Genomic DNA, 20,985 nt, shown 5'->3' on the forward strand with positions numbered 1-20,985 from the left:
ACCAGAGAGCAAAATCATGAAATTTATCAGCATTAAAAAACTCTTGGCTATTGGTGGAGCTATATTTCTAGCAGGCGCTTTAAACAGTCAAGCTCTAGCTCAGCAAAAGAACGACCCCAAATATAACAAGATGATGCAGGACAGCTTCAGGGCTGAAGGTATTGCAGGGTTGGACCGCATACAGCAGGATGAAACCCAAAAGTTTTGCTCAGATCCCATGTTTGCTGGAAGCAAGCAAGGTGAAAAAATGCGTGACAAGATTCAAAAAATCAATATGGCTGATATTAAGCAGCCCTCTAATGGCAAATACATTGGTGATTGGAAAAAAGGTGAAGCGATTGCCCAGAGCGGTCGTGGAGCCACATGGACTGATAAAGCAGATACTGCAGTTGGAGGCGGGTGCTATAACTGTCATCAGATCGATCAGAAAGAAATTTCTTATGGAAATATTGGGCCATCATTAGCTGGTTACGGAAAATCGCGTGGTTATTCACCAGAAGTGATTACCTATACTTGGAATCGCATTAACAACTCCAAGGCCTATAACGCTTGCAGCAATATGCCACGTTTTGCTCACTTCAAATTGCTCAATGAACAGCAAATCCAAGATGTCATGGCATTGCTGTTAGATCCAGCATCGCCAGTGAATCAATAAAGAAAAATAAGAACGTAAAAAACAGGCCGACAGGCCTGTTTTCAATAGAGGAATGTTATGTCTTTAAGTCGTCGTGATTTTTTGCAAGCGCTAGCTTTTGCATCTGCGGGTGGGATGAGCTTGCAGTCTAATTTTGTTCAGGCGCAAAGCGCTGCACAAAAGTTTTATGACTTGCCTAAATTTGGTAATGTGCATCTGCTGCATTTCACAGACTGTCATGCACAGCTCTTACCAATTTATTTTCGTGAACCCAATGTCAACCTAGGAATTGCCGGACAAGAAGGTAAAACTCCACACTTAGTAGGTGAGTATTTCCTCAAGGCCAATGGTATTCGGTCTGGCACACGTGATGCTCATGCATTTACGTATTTAGATTATGTAGCAGCTGCGCAGAACTACGGCAAGATGGGTGGTTTTGCCCATATGGCTACCCTGATCAAGCAAATGAAGGCTACCCGTCCTGATGCCTTATTACTTGACGGTGGCGATACCTGGCAGGGCTCTGCGACTGCTTTGTGGACCAATGGTCAAGACATGGTAGATGCAGCATTGGCACTGGGCGTAGATGTTATGACTCCACACTGGGAAATGACTCTGGGTGAAAAACGGGTCATGGAAATTGTGAACGGTGACTTTAAGGGTAAGGTATCTTTTATTGCACAGAATATTAAGACTGCTGATTTTGGTGATATGGTTTTCAATCCCTATGTCATGAAAGTCCAAAACGGCATTCAAGTGGCCATTATTGGTCAGGCTTTCCCCTATACCCCGATTGCTAATCCTCGTTACTTTACGCCAGATTGGACCTTTGGAATCCAAGAAGAAAATCTCCAAAAGACCATCGATGAAGTGAAGGCAAAAGGAGCGAAGCTCGTAGTGCTCTTATCTCACAATGGAATGGATGTCGATTTAAAAATGGCATCAAGGGTGCGTGGTTTAGATGCCATTATGGGTGGCCATACTCACGATGGTGTACCTATTCCAGTCAAGGTTAAAAATGCTGGCGGAGTTACTTTAGTGACGAACGCTGGTTCCAATAGTAAATTCTTAGGTGTTTTAGATTTTGATGTGAAGGGCGATAAAGTAGTTGATTTCCGCTATAAGCTTGTCCCGATCTTTTCAAACATGATTCCCGCTGATCCAGCGATGAGTAAGCTCATTACAAAAATGAGGGCTCCTTATGAAAAGAAATTAAATGAAAAGTTGGCTACAACTGAAGCACTTTTATATCGTCGTGGTAACTTTAACGGTAGCTTTGATCAATTGATTTTAGATGGCTTGATGACACAGAAAAATGCCGAGATTGCATTTTCACCCGGCTTTCGCTGGGGAACCAGCCTATTACCAGGACAGGCTATCACCCGTGAGAACTTGCTAGATCAGACCGCCATTACCTATCCGTTCACCACTGTTACCAATATGACCGGTGAAACGATTAAAACCATTCTTGAGGATGTGGCTGATAACTTATTTAACCCTGATCCCTACTATCAACAAGGCGGAGATATGGTGCGCGTTGGTGGAATGCAATACACCATTGATCCATCACAATCTGCTGGTAAGCGGATTACCGATATGCGCTTAAACGGTAAACCAATTGATGCGGGTAAAACTTATAAAGTGGCTGGATGGGCACCTGTTAGTGAAGAGGCTAAGAATGCTGGCGGTGAAGCGATATGGGATTTGATGGAACGTCATTTACGAGATGTGAAAGTCATCAAGGCAGTCAAACTCAATGAACCCATCATTAAAGGTGTAGCCAATAACCCTGGTATGGCTCCTATTTAAAGACTTTATTAAGGCATGAACTATGAAAAAATTACTACATCTGGTTTTTACATCACTGCTAACCTTAGGGCTTGTATTGCCTGTTGCCGCTCAATCATCGGGGCAAACCAAAGTGGTTTATCACATTGATGATGCCGAAACGCAAGGCTTAAAGGGCTTGCGTAATATTCGCAATCATCTAGATGTGTCTCCTCAAACTGCCATCATCGTGGTGACTCATGCCAATGGTGTAGATCTATTGATGGAAGGCGCTAAAGACAAAAAGAATCCCGTCGAATATGCGCCATTAGTTTCTGCACTGAAGTCACGTGGCGTTAAATTTGAAGTATGTGAAATTACACTCAAAAATCGTAATCTCAAGAAAGATCAATTCATATTAGATGCTGATTTCACACCCTCTGGTGTGGTCCGCGTTGCTGATCTGCAATATAAAGATGGATTTGCATACATTAAGCCTTAATGCAAATTGGAATGAAACTTGATTTTTCTTACCTTCGTTTGTTGAGGTATTCGCTAGGGATCCAAATGGGATCCCTTATCTTTCTTAGTCTCGCACAGGCACAAATAAAGCTGTCAGAAGATTCGATTCAATTAAAGCCAATTCAAGTTGCCCCGCATACTTATTTTGTTCAAGGTTTTCCAGAAATGGGGAGTAGCGCTAATCAAAACTTTATATCCAATGCTGGTTTTGTCGTCACTCCCAAAGGGGTCGTCGTCGTCGATGCCCTTGGCTCTCCTGTTTTGGCTAAAAAGCTGATTCAAGAAATTGCTCGGATTACGCCACAAAAAGTAGTAGCAGTAATAGTTACTCACTATCACGCAGATCATGTTTATGGTCTGCAAGAGTTTAAGAAACTAGGAGCAAAGATTTATGCGCAAGGTGAGGGTAGAAGTAACCTTTCTTCTGAAACAGCAAAACAGCGATTAATTGCCTCGCGGATCGATTTTGCCCCTTGGGTGAATGCGAGCACTCAGTTAGTTGCAGCTGATGTCTGGATTGATCAAAAGTCAAAGTTCAAGCTTGGTGGCGTTGAGTTCATCATTAGTAGGGTAGGTCCGGCTCATGCCCCAGAAGATTTAATGGTCTATGTCCCTTCCGAAAAAGTACTTTTTGCTGGAGATTTAGTTTTTCGAGGACGCATTCCTTTTGTAGGTAATGCAGATAGTAAGGGGTGGTTAGTTGCCTTAGATGAAATTGAAAAACTGAAGCCTAAAATGATTGTTCCTGGGCATGGGGCTTATTCCACTAATCCAGCTGAAGACATCAAATTCACTAGAAATTATCTGAAATATCTGCGGGAGTCTATGTCCAAAGCTGCTCTTAATCTGGATCCTTTTGAAGAGGCTTACCGGCAGGCTGATTGGTCTGAATATGAAGGAATGCCCTTATTTAGGGCTGCCAATCGGATGAATGCCTATAACGTCTATCTCTCGATTCAGTCAGAATAGGGCAATTTAAGGCTAAGGGCTTTAAAATAGAAGATTAATGATAAATCCTTGATTTTTAATGAAATTGACTCTTATCAAACTCTTTTCTTCAGTGCTTCTCTGTGGACTGCTGGTGTCACAGGTTCAGGCTGCCCCTGATTTAGTAAATGGCAAGAATATTGATCAGCAAAAGTGCTACGCCTGCCATGCAAAAAAAACAGGCTTTGGTAATGGCGACATGATTTATACCCGCTCGGATAGCAAAGTGAAATCGATTGCTAACTTGAAAAGGATGGTGAGTCTTTGTAATACCGAATTACGCCTAGACCTTTTCCCAGAAGATGAAGCTGATGTAGTTGCTTATCTCAACCAACAGTTTTACAAACTTAAACCTTAATACTTTTTAGAATTTATTCATTATGGAAGTTGTAGATATTGCCGCGCAAGGTAATTCAGTTCTTTGGGCTACTTTTGCGATTACCTTTTTACTTGGCGCTGTTATGCAAAAAACAGGCTTTTGTACCATGGGTGCTGTATCCGATATATTTATTATGTCTAGCTGGGATCGTCTAAGACAATGGCTTTTGGCAATCGGTGTAGCCGTGCTTGGATTTGCTTTGATGTCTTATCTTGGTTTGATAGATCCCCTTAAGAGTTTTTACACAGGCAACAAGTTTCTTTGGCTATCCTCCATTGTTGGGAGCATTCTTTTTGGCTTTGGGATGGTTCTCTCTTCTGGCTGTGGCAGCAAAACCCTGGTGCGTATTGGCGGCGGTAATTTGAAGTCAATCATTGTGTTCATGGTTTTGGGATTAAGCGCTTACATGACAATACGCGGATTTTTGGGTGTTATTCGTATCAATACGCTTGATACTATTTTTATTGCCTTTAATACACCCCAAGATTTACCCAGTTTGCTGAGTGGTCCAATGGGTATTGAGCGAAGTATGCTTCATCTTGCTATGGGCTTGATCATTGGGATTGCTTTTATTGCGTATGCTTTAGCAAAGCGCTCTTTTTGGACCATCGAAAATCTTTTGGCTGGATTTTCTGTAGGCTTTGCTATTTGCGCAGTTTGGTGGGTTTCTGGATATCTTGGCTACGTAGCTGAAGACCCAAACACTCTCGAGGAAGTTTTCTTGCTGACCAATTCTGGCCGGATGGAAAGTCTCTCTTTTGTAGCGCCTTATGCATATTCATTAGACTGGCTCATGATGTATAGCGATACCTCTAAAGTGCTCACTCTTGGAATCATTACAGTAGTAGGGATGATTTTAGGTTCTGCAATGGTGGCAGCATTGACCAAAACCTTTCGCTGGGAATCCTTTCGTGACACTGAAGATACTGTGAACCATTTAGTAGGCGCAGGCTTGATGGGCTTTGGCGGCATTACTGCATTAGGGTGTACAGTTGGTCAAGGCTTAAGTGGTATTTCTACCTTGGCGCTTGGATCTTTCTTAGCTCTTCCAGGATTTATTTTTGGCGCCTATCTGGGAATGCGATATTTACAAATGCGTCTTGCTCCTAATCCCTGTAGTTAATTGAAATAGACTGGATCTCAAGGAATGCAAATTGATTGGTTGACATTTACACCCATTCCATCCTTACTTGGTGGAATGATGTTGGGACTTGCTGCGACCCTATATGTCCTGCTGCATGGGCGTATTCTGGGTATTAGCGGTATTGTTTCTGGGCTAGTACATCCCAAAAAAGAGGATTGGTCTTGGCGCTTGGCCTTCATTATTGGATTACTCACTGCTCCTTTTTTAGCCGCTTTATTTTTTGGCATTCTGCCTGTGATTGAGGTCGATGCCAACTGGTTGACAGTGATCATTGCCGGCCTGCTAGTTGGGTTTGGAGTTCAATATGGTTCAGGCTGTACTAGCGGACATGGAATTTGTGGCTTATCGCGTTTATCCCCTCGATCCTTAGTAGCAACACTCTCATTTATGACCGCTGGCTTTTTAGTGGTTTTTATTATTCGTCATCTGATCTAAGTTCCTGATGAAAAAGCACTTTAGCCTCATTAGTCAGTACGCTATCGGTATTTTATTTGGGTGGGGTCTTATTATTTCTGGGATGACCAACCCAATGAAAATCCAAAGTTTTCTAGACTTAGCGGGATTGTGGGATCCTTCTTTGATCTTTGTGATGGGTGGAGCAGTGATTGTCGGATTAGCCGGTTTCTATCTGGCGGGTAAACGTAGCGCAGCTTTTTTTGGTGGGGCATTTCAGATTCCGACTAGACGCGATATTTCAAAGCCCTTAGTGATCGGTAGCTTTATTTTTGGTGCTGGGTGGGGAATTGCCGGATTTTGCCCCGGGCCAGCGATCGTTGCCCTTGGTGCGGGCCATTTGAAGGCCTTGGCGTTTGTGATTGCTATGCTTGCTGGCATGCTTTTATGTGAACGTTTCTTTATCGGTCATCACAAGCAAGTCTGATTTAAAATCTTTTTTGTGGTTTATTCAATATTGCTTGATTAGAGGGTGTCATGAGTCTTCCTATTAGTTGTCTTACCAGTCAATTTGGTGCGCTGGGTCAAATAGATGCCAATCATTTAGCTGAGATTGCTCAGCAAGGCTATAAAAGCGTCATTAATAATCGCCCCGATGGAGAGGGTGGTCCTGATCAACCTGCTAACGCTGTGATTCAAGCTGAAGCAGAGAGATTAGGTTTGAACTATGTCTATTTACCAGTAGCACCAAGTGCTTTTACACCAGCGCAAGTTCAAGAAATGGCTCGCTTACTAAAAACAATGCCCGAACCCATTTTGGCGTTCTGCCGCTCTGGTGCACGTTCAACCAATTTGTACTACCTTGCCAAGCAGTTAGATTAAGGTATTCATCAATGCGCATTAATATCCCCTCGGAAAAGAGAGTAGTTCATGAAATGGTGATGCCCATTCGTTGGGGGGATATGGATGCCTTTGGGCATGTGAATAATACTGTCTATTTTCGGTATATGGAGCAGGCTAGGATAGAGTGGATTACTTCGCTGGGATATGACCTTGCCCCAGGTCGAGAGTCAATGTTGATGATCAATGGCTTTTGTAATTTCTTTCAGCAATTGTCATACCCTAGCGAGCTAATCCTGAAGACTGCAATTGGGGCGATTGGTAATTCTAGTGTTGATATCTTTACCACCATGTCTTTAACTACTAGCCCAGAGTTGATTGCCGCAGAGGGCGGCGCAACGATGGTTTGGGTTGATCTCACTAATAATAAATCTGCGCCTTGGCCAGAGCATATTCTGCAGATACTGCACGCATAAAGCGTATGCAGCCTAGTTATTCCCATATCTTAAGCTTAGAGCAATTTCTGACTCAATTAGATCAGTTTGATTTAGTGATTGATGTGCGTTCACCCGCCGAGTTTGCTTTGGATCATATTCCTGGGGCTGTTAATTACCCCGTGCTCAATAATGAAGAGCGTATACAGATTGGAACCCTCTATAAACAAGAGTCTCCCTTTGCTGCCAAAAAGCTTGGTGCTGCTTTAGTTTCTCGAAATATTGCCACTCATCTGGAAAACTATTTCCTAGATTTTCCACGCGAATGGCGTCCACTGATTTATTGTTGGCGCGGCGGTGAGCGCAGTGGTGCATTTACCCATATCCTCAATCGCATCGGTTGGAAGGCAATGCAACTTGAAGGCGGTTATCAGGGCTTTCGACGAACAGTGATTGATGGCCTTGAAGAAAGTGCCCAGCAATTTTCATTTCAAGTGATTTGTGGGATGACGGGCAGTGGTAAAACAAAGGTGCTACAAGAGATAGGTGCTCTAGGCGCCCAGATTCTAGATCTTGAGGGTTTAGCAGTGCATCGAGGCTCTGTATTAGGCAATGAGCCCAACATCGATCAACCCTCTCAAAAAGGTTTTGAAACCGTCCTCTGGAATGCACTACGCAAGCTAGATTCATCAAAGCCTGTCTTTGTAGAATCAGAGAGTAAGAAAGTGGGCGGCTTACACGTGCCGGATGCCTTAATGGAAAAGATTCGTAGTGGAGCTTGTATTGAATTGCGCTCCAGTACGCAAACGCGGGTTTCTTGGTTAATGCGGGAATATCATCATTTTTTAACCGATACCCATTATTTCAAGCAAAAATTGGCTTTGCTCACTGCGCATTATGGAAAAGTGCAAATTGCAAAATGGAATGAGGCAATTGACGCAGGGCATTTTTCAGAATTGGTAGAAGAGTTACTGGTCAAACATTATGACCCTTCCTATTCTTCATCCATTGTTCGAAACTTTCCGAGCTATGATCGAGAAAAATATGTAGAACTTGAGAATGATAGTGATATGGCCTTTGCTAAATCAGCAAAGGCCATCATGGAAAAGCTTAAGTCTTAGTGATCAATTAGCTAAACGCTTGAATACCGGTTTGCGCACGACCCAGAATTAAGGCATGAATATCGTGGGTACCCTCATAGGTATTGACCACTTCTAAATTAAGCATATGTCGTATAACACCATACTCATCAGAGATGCCATTACCACCATGCATATCACGCGCCATACGAGCAATCTCCAAAGATTTTCCACAAGAGTTTCTTTTCATAATGGAGGTAATTTCTGGAGCAGCAATGCCCTCATCTTTCATACGTCCCAAACGAAGACATCCTTGGAGTGCTAGAGTAATTTCTGTTTGCATATCCGCTAATTTTTTCTGAATCAGCTGGTTAGCAGCTAAGGGCCTACCAAACTGTTTGCGATCCATAGTGTATTGACGGGCTGCATGCCAACACCATTCTGCGGCACCAAGAGTGCCCCAGGAGATGCCATAGCGAGCAGAATTAAGGCAAGTGAAGGGGCCTTTAAGGCCAGTGACTTCTGGGAATTCATTTTCATCTGGCACGAATACTTCATCCATCACGATTTCACCAGTAATAGAAGCGCGTAAACCCATCTTCCCACTAATCTTAGGGGCACTTAAGCCCTTCATACCTTTTTCAAGGATGTAGCCGCGGATCACGCCTTCATCATTTTTTGCCCACACTACAAAGACATCAGCAATGGGAGAGTTGGAAATCCACATCTTTGAACCTGTTAAAGAAAAGCCACCAGGTACTTTTTTAGCGCGCGTGATCATGCCGCCAGCATCGGATCCATAGTTGGGCTCGGTTAAGCCAAAACAGCCAATCCATTCTCCGGTTGCTAATTTAGGTAAGTATTTTTGCTTTTGGGCTTCGCTACCAAATTCGTTTATGGGCACCATCACTAGGGAAGACTGCACGCTCATCATAGAGCGATAACCAGAATCAACCCGTTCAATTTCCCTGGCGATCAAACCATACGAAACATAATTAAGATTAGCGCCACCGTATTCCTCGGGAATAGTAATGCCTAGAAGGCCTAGCTCACCCATCTCGCGAAAGATTCCAGGGTCTGTGGTCTCATTACGAAAGGCATCATGAATCCGGGGCAGCAGGCGCCCTTGGGCATATTCAGCAGCAGCATCACGCACCATACGCTCATCTTCAGTCAATTGGGTATCAAGTAAAAGTGGGTCTTCCCACTGAAAACGGGCTTTACTCATTGCTCTTATTCATCCTCTAGTTTGTGTCAGTTAGCTTCCTGCGAATTTCCAGGAATGCAGATATTCTTGTTTGTATTATCCATTTTTTTGAGCATATGGACGCACCGAGACGCCACCATCGCTATTACGACCTGATTTTGGCTGCCTTCGTAGTCGTTTTGCTTTGCTCCAACTTTATTGGGGCAGGAAAAGCGGCTGTAGTAGATTTGCCCTATCTCGGCCCAACGGTCTTCGGTGCTGGTATCTTATTTTTCCCCATTGCCTATTTCTTCGGGGATATTTTGACGGAAGTCTATGGCTATGCTTATGACCGAAGAGCGGTATGGGCAGGGTTTGCGGCTTTAGCTTTTGCTGCAGTGATGGCGCAAATTGTGATTGCTTTACCAGTTGCTCCAGGGACCTATATGGCCAACTATCAGCAAGGGCTAGAGACCGTATTTGGGAATTCATGGCGAATTACTTTGGCATCAATGACAGCCTTTTGGTGTGGTAGTTTTGCTAATAGTTATGTACTGGCAAAAATGAAAATCTGGAGTAAAGGCCGCCACTTATGGATGAGAACCATTGGTTCGACTGCGGTTGGGGAGCTGATTGATTCCTCCTTGTTTTATATGCTAGCTTTCTATGGGCTCTGGCCGATTCAGGAGGTGATTCAGGTGGCCTTGGCGCAATATGTACTCAAAACCTCATGGGAGATTTTGGCCACACCACTGACCTATTGGGTGGTGGGATTCTTAAAGCGTAAGGAAAGTCAGGATTACTACGATGTCCATACCAATTTCACCCCATTTCGGTTCAAAGTTTAATTTAGACCTGCAGGTTCCTAAAACGTTAGAATAATGGTCTTTGCTCTCAATAATGAGGGCATTTGTTGAAATGAATTTCAGAAAGCTAGAAACTATCCGTGTTGTCCGCATCTAATATCACTATGCAGTTTGGGGCAAAACCCCTGTTTGAAAACATTTCCGTGAAGTTTGGCGGCGGCAATCGTTATGGCCTGATCGGTGCAAACGGTTGCGGTAAGTCGACCTTCATGAAGATTCTAGGTGGTGAATTGGAGCCAACTAGCGGTAACGTCAGCATAGATCCTGGAATTCGCTTGGGTAAATTACGCCAAGATCAGTTTGCATATGAAGATGTTCGTGTTCTCGATGTCGTGATGATGGGTCATGAAGAGATGTGGAAGGCTGCTGCCGAACGCGATGCTATTTACGCCAACCCTGATGCAAATGATGAAGATTACATGAAGGCCGCTGAGCTTGAGGGTAAGTATGCCGAGTACGGTGGCTATACTGCTGAAGCAAAAGCAGGTGAGTTGTTATTAGGAATCGGTATTCCAATCGAGCAACACAATGGCCCAATGAGTAATGTAGCCCCAGGTTGGAAATTGCGTGTATTGCTTGCGCAAGCATTGTTTTCTGATCCAGATGTCTTATTACTTGATGAGCCAACCAATAACTTGGATATTCACTCCATTCATTGGCTCGAAGATATTCTGAATGATATTAAGAGCACCATCGTCATCATTTCCCATGACCGTCATTTCCTGAATGAAGTCTGCACACATATGGCTGATATGGACTTTGGCACTCTCAAGGTCTATCCAGGAAACTACGACTCCTACATGCTTGCTTCTGTACAGGCGAGAACACAACAACTGAGTTCTAACGTTAAAGCTAAAGAAAAAATTGCTGAATTACAGGCTTTCGTGGCCCGATTCTCTGCGAATGCTTCCAAAGCGCGCCAAGCCACTTCACGCCAACGTCAATTAGAAAAAATTGAGATAGTAGAAGTGAAACCTTCATCACGTCAAAATCCATTTATCCGTTTTGATACAGAGAAAAAGTTACACAACATGGCAGTAGAGTGCAATGGATTGACAAAAACGTATGACCGCACCATCTTTAAAAACTTCAAACTGGGTGTTCGTGCCGGCGAAAAGATTGCCATCATTGGTCAAAATGGTGCTGGCAAAACCACTCTTCTCAATTCTATTCTGAGCAAACGTTTTGATGGTATTCCTGTTGATAGTGGGGATGTGAAATGGGCAGAGAATGCGAAGGTTGGCGTCATGCCCCAAGACAATACCGAGATGTTCGCTAAAGATGAATTACTGATGGACTGGATGAACTGGTGGCGCAATACTGGCGATGACGATCAATCAATTCGGGGTACTTTGGGTCGCTTATTATTTTCCGGTGATGACATTGGTAAATCTGTCAAAGTTCTATCTGGCGGAGAAAAGGGCAGAATGATTTGGGGCAAATTAATGCTCCAAAAATATAACGTTCTCGCTATGGATGAGCCAACCAACCACATGGATATGGAATCGATTGAAAGTTTGCAGATTGCGCTGGAGAAATTCGACGGCACCTTGCTATTTGTATCTCATGACCGTGAATTTGTATCTGCACTAGCCAATCGCATCTTAGAGGTGAAGATGGATGGTACGGTTGTAGATTACTCAGGTACTTACGAAGAATATTTACGTAGCCAAGCATTGACAGGCTAAGTGATCAGTTAGGCCGGCTTGTCTTCTTGGGCTTGCCTTTGAAAGCGCTGCGCAGTGCCTTCTGTGCGGATGCGCTTCCATACTGTAGCCTTCTCTTCATCTGAGAGAAAAACCCAATTACTCACTTCATACAAGCTACGACCACAACCTTGGCAGATTTCGTCATAGAGGGTCGTGCAGACACCAATACAAGGAGAGTCAGATTCATCATCTCCTGTAGAAAGTGAATATGAGCTGTCTTGGATTTGTGGTTTGCTATCGGAATTCATGTTGGTACTTTAGCTGATTTCAAAGGACTGTGCTCTGCAAGCTCATCTACATATGCGCCGATTCCCAGTTGCTCTCGTTCTAAAAAGTGCTTAACCGCCATAGAAAATTGAGGATCAACAATGAAATGCGCTGACTGAATGGTTGTCGGTAAAAATCCTCGAGCCATTTTGTGCTCGCCTTGAGCACCTCCTTCAAAGGTCTCTATTTGCTGTTCAATGCAATACTCAATTGCTTGGTAATAGGCTGTTTCAAAGTGAAGGCAGGGGATGTGTTCAAGCGCACCCCAGTATCTTCCAAAGGCCGTGGAAGAGGCGGCATCTATAAATAGCAGTGATGCTGCTATAGGCAAGTGACCTCGTTGGGCAACGATCAAATGGAGGTTTTCTGGCATACGACTACAGAGTAGTTTAAAAAAATCCTGATTCAAGTAGGGGCTAGAGTGGTGCTCTATATAAGTGTTTGCATAACACCGATAAAAAAACTCCCAGTCTTCATCAGCAGCCGATTGACCAGGTATATGCCGGAAAGAAATTCCCTCTCTGCTAACCTTTTCTCGTTCCTGGCGAATATTTTTACGGCGCTTCATCGTAAGGGTAGATAAAAACTGTTCAAAATTGACAAAGTGATGGTTGTGCCAATGAAACTGTACCGAATCTCGTAACATGAAGCCCTGATCCACCATTGCTTTGGTTTGCTCTCCTAATGGAAATAAAATATGAGCGGATGAAAGATTGTTTTGCACAAGCAATGTTTTAAGGCCGGCTATGAGCTGTTCCTGAACCTGACTCTTATTTTCTAAAGGATCAAATAAAATTCTGGAACCTTGAACTGGAGTGAATGGAACAGCACATAGTGCTTTTGGGTAGTACCGCATTCCTTGCTGTTCATAGGCTTGGGCCCAAGACCAATCAAAGACAAATTCTCCATAGGAGTGCTGCTTTAAGTAGAGAGGCATTGCCCCAATCAGTTTTTTGGATCGATATAAGGCAAGATGCGCAATTTGCCAACCTGTATTAGCGCCAACGCAAGTTGTTTCTTCTAAGGTGCTTAAGAATTCATGCTTTAAAAATGGGCTGGCATCTGGTGAGAGCAGGGCATTCCAGTCAGCTGAAGGTACTTTAGAAAGCTTTTCAATAATTTCTAGACGGAAATGCTCATCACTCACAGTGCATTAACGTTGTATGAGTTCGATTTTGTAGCCATCAGGATCAATAACAAAAGCAATAACAGTATCCCCGCCTTGGACTGGCCCGGCTTCGCGAGTGACTTTACCACCAGCATCCTTAATCTTTTCACAAGCAGCATAAGCATCAGGCACATTGATAGCAATATGACCATAGGCAGTACCCATGTCATAGGATTCAACCCCATGGTTATAGGTCAGTTCAATTTCTGCTTGACCATCAATATTGCCCTTGCCATAGCCTACGAATGCTAAGGAGTATTTTTGCTCTGGACGCTCAGTAGTGCGCAGTAAATTCATGCCGAGTACCTTTGTGTAAAAATCAATTGAGCGAGTCAAATTAACGACTCTAAGCATGGTGTGCAAGATCATCATACGTTCAAATATAAACGGTATTATTGAACCCTGCAGAAGCTGAAAATCCCAGTCATGGTGCTAAGTGTTGAGAGGCATTACATTGAAGCGTAGTTAGGTCCACCGCCACCTTCGGGCGTGATCCAAATAATATTCTGGCTGGGATCTTTAATGTCGCACGTTTTGCAGTGGACGCAGTTCTGCGCATTAATCTGTAAACGTGGTTTCCCATCCGTTTCTACATACTCATAAACGCCCGCAGGGCAGTAACGCTGTTCGGGGCCTGCATAGGTCTTGAGATTAAGGTTTACCGGAACTGAAGAGTCTTTCAAGGTGAGATGAATCGGTTGATTCTCAGCATGGTTTGTATTGGAAATAAAAACGGATGAGAGGCGATCAAAGGTGATCTTGCCATCTGGTTTTGGGTAATCAATAGGTTGGTGTTGTGAGGCAGGCTCTAAACATTCATGATCTGCATGTTTTAAATGGATAGTCCATGGCATGTTTCCCCCCAGTAGCTTCTGCTCAAGACCCACCATGAGCGTACCCATATAAAGTCCCTTTGACATCCAAGGCTTAAAGTTACGGGCTTGATTGAGTTCAGTATATAGCCAGCTATTTTGAAAAGCAGCAGGGTAGGCGGCTAGCACATCAGCAGAGCGGTTCTCATTAATCGCGGCTACTGCTGCTTCTGCAGCAAGCATGCCAGTTTTGATGGCGGCATGACTACCTTTAATGCGAGAGGCATTTAAAAAGCCTGCATCACATCCTATTAATGCGCCCCCAGGGAAAACTGTTTTGGGTAAGCTATTTAAGCCACCTGCTGTAAGTGCGCGTGCGCCATAGGCAATACGTTTGCCGCCTTCAAAAGAATTGCGAATTGTTGGATGTAATTTATAGCGTTGAAATTCTTCAAAGGGAGATAAGTAGGGATTTTTATAAGAAAGACCTACAACCAGACCAACTGCTACCTTGTTTTCACCCAAGTGATAAAGGAATGAACCGCCGTAGGTATCGTTTTCTAGTGGCCAGCCTGCTGTGTGAACAACTAAGCCAGGGTTACTCTTCGACGACTCAACCTCCCAAAGTTCTTTAATGCCAATCCCATAGCTTTGTGGATCAACATCTTTATCTAAACAAAAATGTGCAATCAGTTGTTTGCCTAGATGCCCGCGTGATCCTTCAGCAAAGAGAGTATATTTTGCACGCAATTCCATACCCAGCTGAAATTGGTCAGTTGGCTTACCTTCTTTATCGATGCCCATTGAACCAGTAATGACACCGCTGACAGCGCCTTGTTCGTTATACAGAATTTCTGCTGCCGGAAAGCCAGGGAAAATTTCTACGCCTAGGCTCTCTGCTTGTTGCCCTAACCAGCGAGTGACGTTAGCTAGATTAATAATATAGTTACCCTCATTTTTAAAGCAATGTGGCAACATCCAATTAGGAACCTGAAAAGAATTGTCTGCAGTCAAGAATAAAAATTGATCTTGAGTAACAGGTGTATCGAGTGGGGCGCCTAATTCTTTCCAGTTTGGAAATAGTTCTGTTAGTGCCCTGGGATCCATGACGGCTCCAGACAAGATATGGGCGCCGATTTCAGAGCCTTTTTCGAGGACACAGACACTAATTTCTCTTCCACTATCTGCAGCAAGCTGTTTGGCCTTAATTGCAGCTGATAGACCAGCGGGGCCGCCACCAATAATGACTAAGTCATAGTCCATGGATTCCCTGGGCCCAAATTGCTCTAGCAGCTGTGCAGAATTCATTCCATTACTCCAATTTTTCTGAAAAAGAGGCTTTTTAATACCCTTAGTTTAGTTCTAATAGCTAAAAATTAAATTAGTGCTGAGTCTATCTGGGTTGTCGGGGCTGAGGCGTTATGATTACTTTTTTACCCATTTTGGCCATATTAGGAAAAATGTTATGAATAAAATCTACCCATCGGCAGCAGATGCCTTAAGGGATATCTTAAAAGACGGGCAAAAACTCGGTGTTGGTGGTTTTGGCCTATGCGGTATTCCTGAGGCCTTAATTGAGGCAGTCAAAGAGCTGGGCGCTCAAAACTTGACAGCGGTTTCTAACAATGCTGGCGTAGATGGTTTCGGCTTAGGTATTTTGTTGAATTCTCGCCAAGTAAAAAAGATGGTTTCCTCTTATGTGGGTGAGAATAAAGAATTTGAACGCCAATATCTTGCCGGTGAGCTGGAGCTAGAGTTCACCCCACAGGGTACCCTAGCAGAAAAATTACGTGCTGGTGGTTGCGGTATTCCCGCCTTCTATACAAAGACAGGCGTTGGCACATTAGTGGCCGAGGGTAAGGAAGTAAAAGAATTCGATGGCGAAAAATTTATCATGGAGCGCTCGATCACGACTGATATTTCTTTAGTGAAGGCATGGAAAGCAGATCGATCAGGTAATTTGATTTACCGACATACTGCTCGTAACTTCAATCCAGTAGTGGCTATGGCAGGAAGCATTACTGTTGCTGAGGTGGAAGAAATTGTAGAGAATGGCACTTTAGATCCTGCCGAGATTCATACTCCAAGCATCTACGTGCATCGACTCGTTATTAATAGCAATCCTGAGAAACGTATTGAACAACGTACTATCTCGGCTGCCCGCTAATTACCCCACAGAACACTTATCAGAATTTAGGAAGATCAAAATGCCTTGGACTAGAGATGAGATGGCAGCACGTGCTGCCAAAGAATTAAAAGACGGTTATTACGTAAACTTGGGAATTGGTATTCCTACCTTAGTAGCAAATCATGTTCCACCCGGAATTGAAGTGTGGCTACAATCTGAAAATGGTTTGCTAGGAATTGGGCCATTTCCAACAGAAGATAAGATTGATGCCGATTTAATCAATGCAGGAAAACAAACTATTACGACATTGCCTGGCTCTTCCATTTTTTCCTCAGCAGATGCCTTTGGCATGATTCGTGGAGGAAAAATTAATATTGCATTTTTAGGCGCAATGCAAGTAAGTGAGCACGGCGATATCGCTAATTGGATGATTCCAGGAAAAATGGTTAAGGGTATGGGTGGTGCCATGGATCTTGTTGCGGGCGTAAAGCATGTGGTTGTTTTGATGGAGCATGTTGCTAAGAAAAAAGACGGTACAGAAGAGCTTAAAATTCTGCCTAAATGTACATTACCCTTAACTGGTGTGCGTGTAATTAGTCAAATCATTACTGATCTTTGTGTTTTGGATGTCACTCCTGGTGGTTTGAATTTGGTTGAATTGGCTCCTGGCGTGACTAGAGAGGAGGTCATCGCTAAAACTGGTGCCCCTGTTGACACCTCGGGTTTTTAATTCATTATTAAGATCAATGAAATAATGGGGTTGCCATGGTTGACCCCAATTCATCCTCTCGATCGACCTCAATGAGTACGACTGATAATCTTTCTTTACACGCTCATAAACGGGGTGACGCCAAGCACTCTCATCGCAAAGAAGTTTCTAATCAACATCTCTTATTGATTGCCTTAGTTCTCACCCTAGGATTCGCTGGAGTTGAGGGCACTGCAGCTTACTTCGCTAATTCATTGGCGCTGATATCAGATGCGGGACACATGGTGACCGATGCTGCAGCATTAGGTTTGGCTTTACTAGCCCAAATTATTTCACGTCGTCCACCTTCAGCAAAACATTCCTTTGGATTTGGTCGTGCTGAAGCCTTAGCAGCCTTTGTCAATAGCTTGATAATGCTTGCTCTAGTGTCCTGGATTGTGTATGAAGCCATTACCCGTTTCTATGACCCTCACAAAGTCGATGGCCTCACAGTTACTGTGGTGGCTTCAATTGGCTTGGTGATGAATATTGTGGTGGCTTGGGTACTTTCTCGTGATAAGAAAAGTGTGAATACCCGCGCTGCTTTAGTGCACGTCATGGGTGATTTGCTGGGATCTATTGCGGCATTAATTGCGGGTGTCGTGATTCAGCTGACAGGCTGGATGCCAATTGATGCAATCCTCTCAATCTTAGTATCTCTTCTGATTCTTAAATCCACTATCTCGATTCTTAAAGAGTCTTATCACTTCTTAATGGAAGGTGTGCCGCTGCATATTGATTATTTAGCGGTGGGTAAAGATTTAAGAGCGATACCTGGAGTATTGGCCGTCCATGATCTACATGTGTGGGAAATGACACCAAGTTTTCCAGCCTTGATAGGCCATATTGAAATTACCCAAATGCAAGAGTGGCCCTCAATTATGTCGCGTATCAATACGATGTTGCTCGATAAACATGGGATTGATCATGTGACCTTGCAACCAGAAGAAGTTGGCTCTGATGACGAACATGACCATTTAGACAGTCCCTCTGCTGGAGCTGCTCAATTCCATCAGGGAGATATCTTTTATGTAGAGTGCAGTAACGGTGAGAGTAAACATCAGATGGCCTATCACGCATGGGGAGACCCTTCGAATACTCAGGTCTTAATCTGCGTGCATGGCCTAACTCGGCGGGGCAATGATTTCAAAACCTTAGCGCAAGCAATGTGCCAAGACTTTTATGTTGTTTGCCCAGATGTGGTGGGTCGAGGCGACTCTGATCATTTATCAAATCCAATGCAGTACGCGGTTCCTCAGTATGTGGCTGATATGACCCAGTTGGTAAAGCATCTTGGCGCTGCGCAGATCAACTGGTTTGGTACCTCTATGGGAGGATTAATTGGGATGGTGTATGCAGCTATGCCAAATTCACCTATTCGTAAAATGTTGATTAATGATGTAGGTCCACGTATCGAGCCAGAAGCGATTGCACGTCTCGGTTCTTATGTTGGCCAAGCATTTTCCTTTTCCAATCGTGCAGATGCGCTAGAAAAGTTAAATGAGATATGCGCTACATTTGGTGATCACACTCTAGAAGAATGGGAAACCTATAACGGTCCGATGTTAGTTCAGCGTGATGGAAAATGGGTAATGCATTACGATCCAGATATTGCTGTGCCATTTGCTTCTGTTAACCCCATGATAGCCAAGGCAGGCGAGATGGCGATGTGGCATGTGTTTAAGCAAATCCATATTCCAATCTTGATCATACGTGGCGGAGACTCAGACTTACTTTCTGCTGCTACGGTTGCAGAAATGTGCAAGAGCAACCCTTATGCACGTAGTATTGAAATACCAAATGTGGGTCATGCCCCTGCGTTTGTAAAAGCAGAACAAATTGCGCTAGCAAAAGAATTCTTCGGATAATTAGCAATGATTGCCAATGGCAAATACTTCTAATAAATTAGTAAAAGCTACCAGCATCATTGATGCATGGTACGGCGAGCCAGCAGAAATCCATGCCACTGGTGTTTTGCAAATATTACAATCCCTTAATTTAGACGAAGCCACCTTAATTGCCGCAAAAAATATTGCCCGCACTCATGGTAAAGAAGCTCTCATTAAACTCATTGGTGATGAGCCAGCTAAATTATTAATTAGTTATCGCGGCTTACGTCAAGCGCAGGCAAAGTTAGTCCGCGATGATGGAGGTCTCAGTGTAGTTGGTCAAGAAGAGATGCTGCGTAAAATGCTATTGGCATTTGGCGATGATCTGCGTGTTGTATTAATTTATCTAGCATCACGATTACAAACTCTACGTTGGGTGGCGCAGGAAAAAATGGCAATGCCAGCCCCATGGGCACAAGAGATTCTCAATATTGATGCTTCCTTAGCTAATCGTTTAGGCATCTGGCAAATGAAGTGGGAGATGGAGGATTTAGCCTTTAGGGTGCTATCCCCAGAAACCTATCGTGAGATCGCCAAGATGCTAGATGCCAAACGGATTGAGCGCCAATCATTTATTGACCAAATCGTCGCTCAACTCAAGGCAGAATTAAGCTCAGCACAAATAGAGGGTGAGGTGCTTGGTAGGCCTAAACATATCTATAGTATTTGGAAGAAGATGCAAGGCAAGTCTTTAGACTTTGCCAACCTTTATGACGTTAGAGCATTTAGGGTGCTGGTTGCAGATGTGAAAGCGTGTTATGCCGTTTTAGGAATCGTACATAACGTATGGCAACCTGTGCCACGAGAGTTTGATGACTATATTGCACGGCCTAAGCTGAACGGTTATCAATCCCTTCACACAGTCGTGATGAATGAAGAGGGTAATGCATTTGAAGTTCAGGTGCGCACCCAAGAGATGCACCAACAGGCTGAATATGGTTTAGCAGCCCATTGGCGCTATAAGGAAGGTGCTTATGTGGGTATGGCTACACCCCCTAATCTTGTTAAGACAAACAAGTCAAATGTTGCTCATCAAGCAGGAACGCATAGTACAGAGGTTGCGTACGAACGGCAGATCGCTTGGGCTAGACAGCTGATCTCGTGGAAAGACGATGCCTGGGAACAGCTCAAACATCATGAAATAGATGACCATATTTATGTGCTGACCCCCTTGGGAAAAGTCATTTCCTTAGAGAAAGGCTCAACACCAATCGACTTTGCCTATGCAGTTCACACTAAGCTTGGTCATCGTTGTCGTGGTGCACGTGTAGATGGAGCGATGGTTCCACTGGGAACTTCATTGCAAAATGGCCAAACAGTTGAAATTATTGCTGTTAAAGATGGTGGCCCATCGCGTGATTGGATCAGTCCAGATAAACACTATTTGCAATCTCAAAGAGCTCGTCAAAGAGTGCGGGCTTGGTTTAATGCCCTTGACGATGAAGAAGGTGGTCAGGCTGCAAAGGTAGTTGAAGCAAAGCCTGAAATTACCCCTGAGCTAAAGCCCGCTAGTACAGAAATTGTTCTGCGTAGTAGCAGTAGAAAAAGTGCTCAAGGTGGAGATGTCTTGGTAGTTGGCGTTGATTCATTGCTGACCCAGTTAGCGCGTTGCTGCAGACCAGTACCACCCGATACCATTGCTGGATTTGTAACGCAGGGACGAGGTATTTCAATTCATCGTCGCTCTTGTAAAACTTTTAGAGGTCTTTTAGATAGAGCACCAGAGCGCGTGATACAAACTGCTTGGACATCTACAACCACAAAGTCAACGCTATCTGATGATCAAAAGCGAGTGTTTCCAGCAGATCTAGTCGTCACAGGATTAGATCGACCTGAACTCATGCGAGAGTTATTTGAGATTCTCACTAGGCAGGGTGTGCTTGTCGTTGATTTGCGTAAATCAGCCAAAAAAGGGCTTGCTCAGATCCTTTTGACGGTTGAGGTGAGGGATTCTGAAGTGCTTCGACTAGTACAAAATAGCCTGGAAGAGGTCAAAGGGGTCACCCAAGTGCGCCGCCGGTGATAAACTCTAC

22 protein-coding genes are annotated in these 20,985 nt (G+C 43.9%); 17 read left to right on the plus strand and 5 right to left on the minus strand.

The genetic code is table 11. The features are described from left to right. Window positions 1-16 precede the first annotated feature (16 nt). The 11 genes from soxX to mnmH all read left to right on the plus strand — a co-directional run bounded on the left by soxX (window position 17) and on the right by mnmH (window position 8,221). On the plus strand, window positions 17-655 hold the full coding sequence (gene soxX / locus ABWP14_RS03370; RefSeq protein ID WP_353201569.1) for a sulfur oxidation c-type cytochrome SoxX: 639 nt from the start codon (window positions 17-19) through the stop codon (window positions 653-655). A gap of 57 nt (window positions 656-712) precedes the next feature. Further along, window positions 713-2,443, plus strand: a complete 1,731-nt coding sequence (gene soxB / locus ABWP14_RS03375) for a thiosulfohydrolase SoxB (protein ID WP_353201570.1) — start codon at window positions 713-715, stop codon at window positions 2,441-2,443. Window positions 2,444-2,465: 22 nt separating this feature from the next. Continuing rightward, complete coding sequence (locus ABWP14_RS03380) at window positions 2,466-2,903, plus strand: DsrE family protein (RefSeq protein ID WP_353201571.1); 438 nt, start codon at window positions 2,466-2,468, stop codon at window positions 2,901-2,903. Between the two features lie 65 nt (window positions 2,904-2,968). After that, window positions 2,969-3,892: an MBL fold metallo-hydrolase gene (locus ABWP14_RS03385; protein WP_353201572.1), complete on the plus strand. Its 924-nt coding sequence runs from the start codon at window positions 2,969-2,971 to the stop codon at window positions 3,890-3,892. 58 nt (window positions 3,893-3,950) lie between these two features. Further along, on the plus strand, window positions 3,951-4,268 hold the full coding sequence (locus ABWP14_RS03390; RefSeq protein ID WP_353201573.1) for a hypothetical protein: 318 nt from the start codon (window positions 3,951-3,953) through the stop codon (window positions 4,266-4,268). Between the two features lie 22 nt (window positions 4,269-4,290). Further along, window positions 4,291-5,412 (plus strand): YeeE/YedE family protein, encoded by a 1,122-nt coding sequence (locus tag ABWP14_RS03395; RefSeq protein WP_353201574.1) that lies wholly within the window; start codon window positions 4,291-4,293, stop codon window positions 5,410-5,412. Between the two features lie 24 nt (window positions 5,413-5,436). Then, complete coding sequence (locus ABWP14_RS03400; protein ID WP_353201575.1) at window positions 5,437-5,868, plus strand: YeeE/YedE family protein; 432 nt, start codon at window positions 5,437-5,439, stop codon at window positions 5,866-5,868. Between the two features lie 7 nt (window positions 5,869-5,875). Further along, on the plus strand, window positions 5,876-6,313 hold the full coding sequence (locus tag ABWP14_RS03405; protein WP_353201576.1) for a DUF6691 family protein: 438 nt from the start codon (window positions 5,876-5,878) through the stop codon (window positions 6,311-6,313). Between the two features lie 50 nt (window positions 6,314-6,363). After that, the gene (locus tag ABWP14_RS03410; protein WP_353201577.1) at window positions 6,364-6,708 is read left to right on the plus strand and encodes a protein tyrosine phosphatase family protein; all 345 of its coding nucleotides are present in this window, start codon (window positions 6,364-6,366) and stop codon (window positions 6,706-6,708) included. Between the two features lie 11 nt (window positions 6,709-6,719). Next, window positions 6,720-7,142, plus strand: coding sequence for an acyl-CoA thioesterase (locus tag ABWP14_RS03415; RefSeq protein ID WP_353201578.1), 423 nt, complete (start codon window positions 6,720-6,722; stop codon window positions 7,140-7,142). Between the two features lie 5 nt (window positions 7,143-7,147). Then, complete coding sequence (gene mnmH, locus ABWP14_RS03420) at window positions 7,148-8,221, plus strand: tRNA 2-selenouridine(34) synthase MnmH (protein ID WP_502930137.1); 1,074 nt, start codon at window positions 7,148-7,150, stop codon at window positions 8,219-8,221. Between the two features lie 7 nt (window positions 8,222-8,228). On the opposite strand, the gene ABWP14_RS03425 is transcribed toward mnmH, so the two are convergent. Beyond that, on the minus strand, window positions 8,229-9,407 hold the full coding sequence (locus tag ABWP14_RS03425) for an acyl-CoA dehydrogenase (RefSeq protein ID WP_353201580.1): 1,179 nt from the start codon (window positions 9,405-9,407) through the stop codon (window positions 8,229-8,231). 95 nt (window positions 9,408-9,502) lie between these two features. Between ABWP14_RS03425 and ABWP14_RS03430 the strand changes: the two genes are divergently transcribed. Together ABWP14_RS03430 and ABWP14_RS03435 are read left to right on the plus strand one after the other, a co-directional pair. Beyond that, window positions 9,503-10,213: a queuosine precursor transporter gene (locus ABWP14_RS03430; protein ID WP_353201581.1), complete on the plus strand. Its 711-nt coding sequence runs from the start codon at window positions 9,503-9,505 to the stop codon at window positions 10,211-10,213. 98 nt (window positions 10,214-10,311) lie between these two features. Continuing rightward, window positions 10,312-11,919: an ABC-F family ATPase gene (locus ABWP14_RS03435; RefSeq protein ID WP_353201582.1), complete on the plus strand. Its 1,608-nt coding sequence runs from the start codon at window positions 10,312-10,314 to the stop codon at window positions 11,917-11,919. An 8-nt stretch (window positions 11,920-11,927) separates the two neighbouring features. Here ABWP14_RS03435 and ABWP14_RS03440 read toward each other — a convergent pair whose 3' ends face one another. The 4 genes from ABWP14_RS03440 to ABWP14_RS03455 all read right to left on the minus strand — a co-directional run bounded on the left by ABWP14_RS03440 (window position 11,928) and on the right by ABWP14_RS03455 (window position 15,495). Continuing rightward, the gene (locus ABWP14_RS03440) at window positions 11,928-12,188 is read right to left on the minus strand and encodes a DUF1289 domain-containing protein (RefSeq protein ID WP_353201583.1); all 261 of its coding nucleotides are present in this window, start codon (window positions 12,186-12,188) and stop codon (window positions 11,928-11,930) included. Further along, entirely contained in the window at window positions 12,185-13,354 is a 1,170-nt protein-coding gene (locus ABWP14_RS03445) for a GNAT family N-acetyltransferase (RefSeq protein WP_353201584.1), read from the minus strand. The genes ABWP14_RS03440 and ABWP14_RS03445 overlap by 4 nt, the downstream gene beginning before the upstream one ends. A gap of 6 nt (window positions 13,355-13,360) precedes the next feature. Beyond that, window positions 13,361-13,747, minus strand: a complete 387-nt coding sequence (gene gloA / locus ABWP14_RS03450) for a lactoylglutathione lyase (RefSeq protein ID WP_353201585.1) — start codon at window positions 13,745-13,747, stop codon at window positions 13,361-13,363. A gap of 77 nt (window positions 13,748-13,824) precedes the next feature. Further along, the gene (locus ABWP14_RS03455) at window positions 13,825-15,495 is read right to left on the minus strand and encodes an electron transfer flavoprotein-ubiquinone oxidoreductase (protein WP_353201586.1); all 1,671 of its coding nucleotides are present in this window, start codon (window positions 15,493-15,495) and stop codon (window positions 13,825-13,827) included. A gap of 157 nt (window positions 15,496-15,652) precedes the next feature. Here ABWP14_RS03455 and ABWP14_RS03460 point away from each other — a divergent pair, with 157 nt between their 5' ends. The 4 genes from ABWP14_RS03460 to ABWP14_RS03475 all read left to right on the plus strand — a co-directional run bounded on the left by ABWP14_RS03460 (window position 15,653) and on the right by ABWP14_RS03475 (window position 20,975). Then, entirely contained in the window at window positions 15,653-16,354 is a 702-nt protein-coding gene (locus tag ABWP14_RS03460; RefSeq protein ID WP_353201587.1) for a CoA transferase subunit A, read from the plus strand. Between the two features lie 40 nt (window positions 16,355-16,394). After that, window positions 16,395-17,045, plus strand: coding sequence for a CoA transferase subunit B (locus ABWP14_RS03465; protein WP_353201588.1), 651 nt, complete (start codon window positions 16,395-16,397; stop codon window positions 17,043-17,045). 71 nt (window positions 17,046-17,116) lie between these two features. Next, window positions 17,117-18,931: an alpha/beta fold hydrolase gene (locus tag ABWP14_RS03470; RefSeq protein WP_353201589.1), complete on the plus strand. Its 1,815-nt coding sequence runs from the start codon at window positions 17,117-17,119 to the stop codon at window positions 18,929-18,931. A gap of 16 nt (window positions 18,932-18,947) precedes the next feature. Then, on the plus strand, window positions 18,948-20,975 hold the full coding sequence (locus ABWP14_RS03475) for a RelA/SpoT family protein (protein ID WP_353201590.1): 2,028 nt from the start codon (window positions 18,948-18,950) through the stop codon (window positions 20,973-20,975). The last annotated feature ends 10 nt before the right edge of the window (window positions 20,976-20,985 follow it).

It is taken from the genome of Polynucleobacter sp. (assembly GCF_040400325.1).
GTDB lineage: Bacteria > Pseudomonadota > Gammaproteobacteria > Burkholderiales > Burkholderiaceae > Polynucleobacter.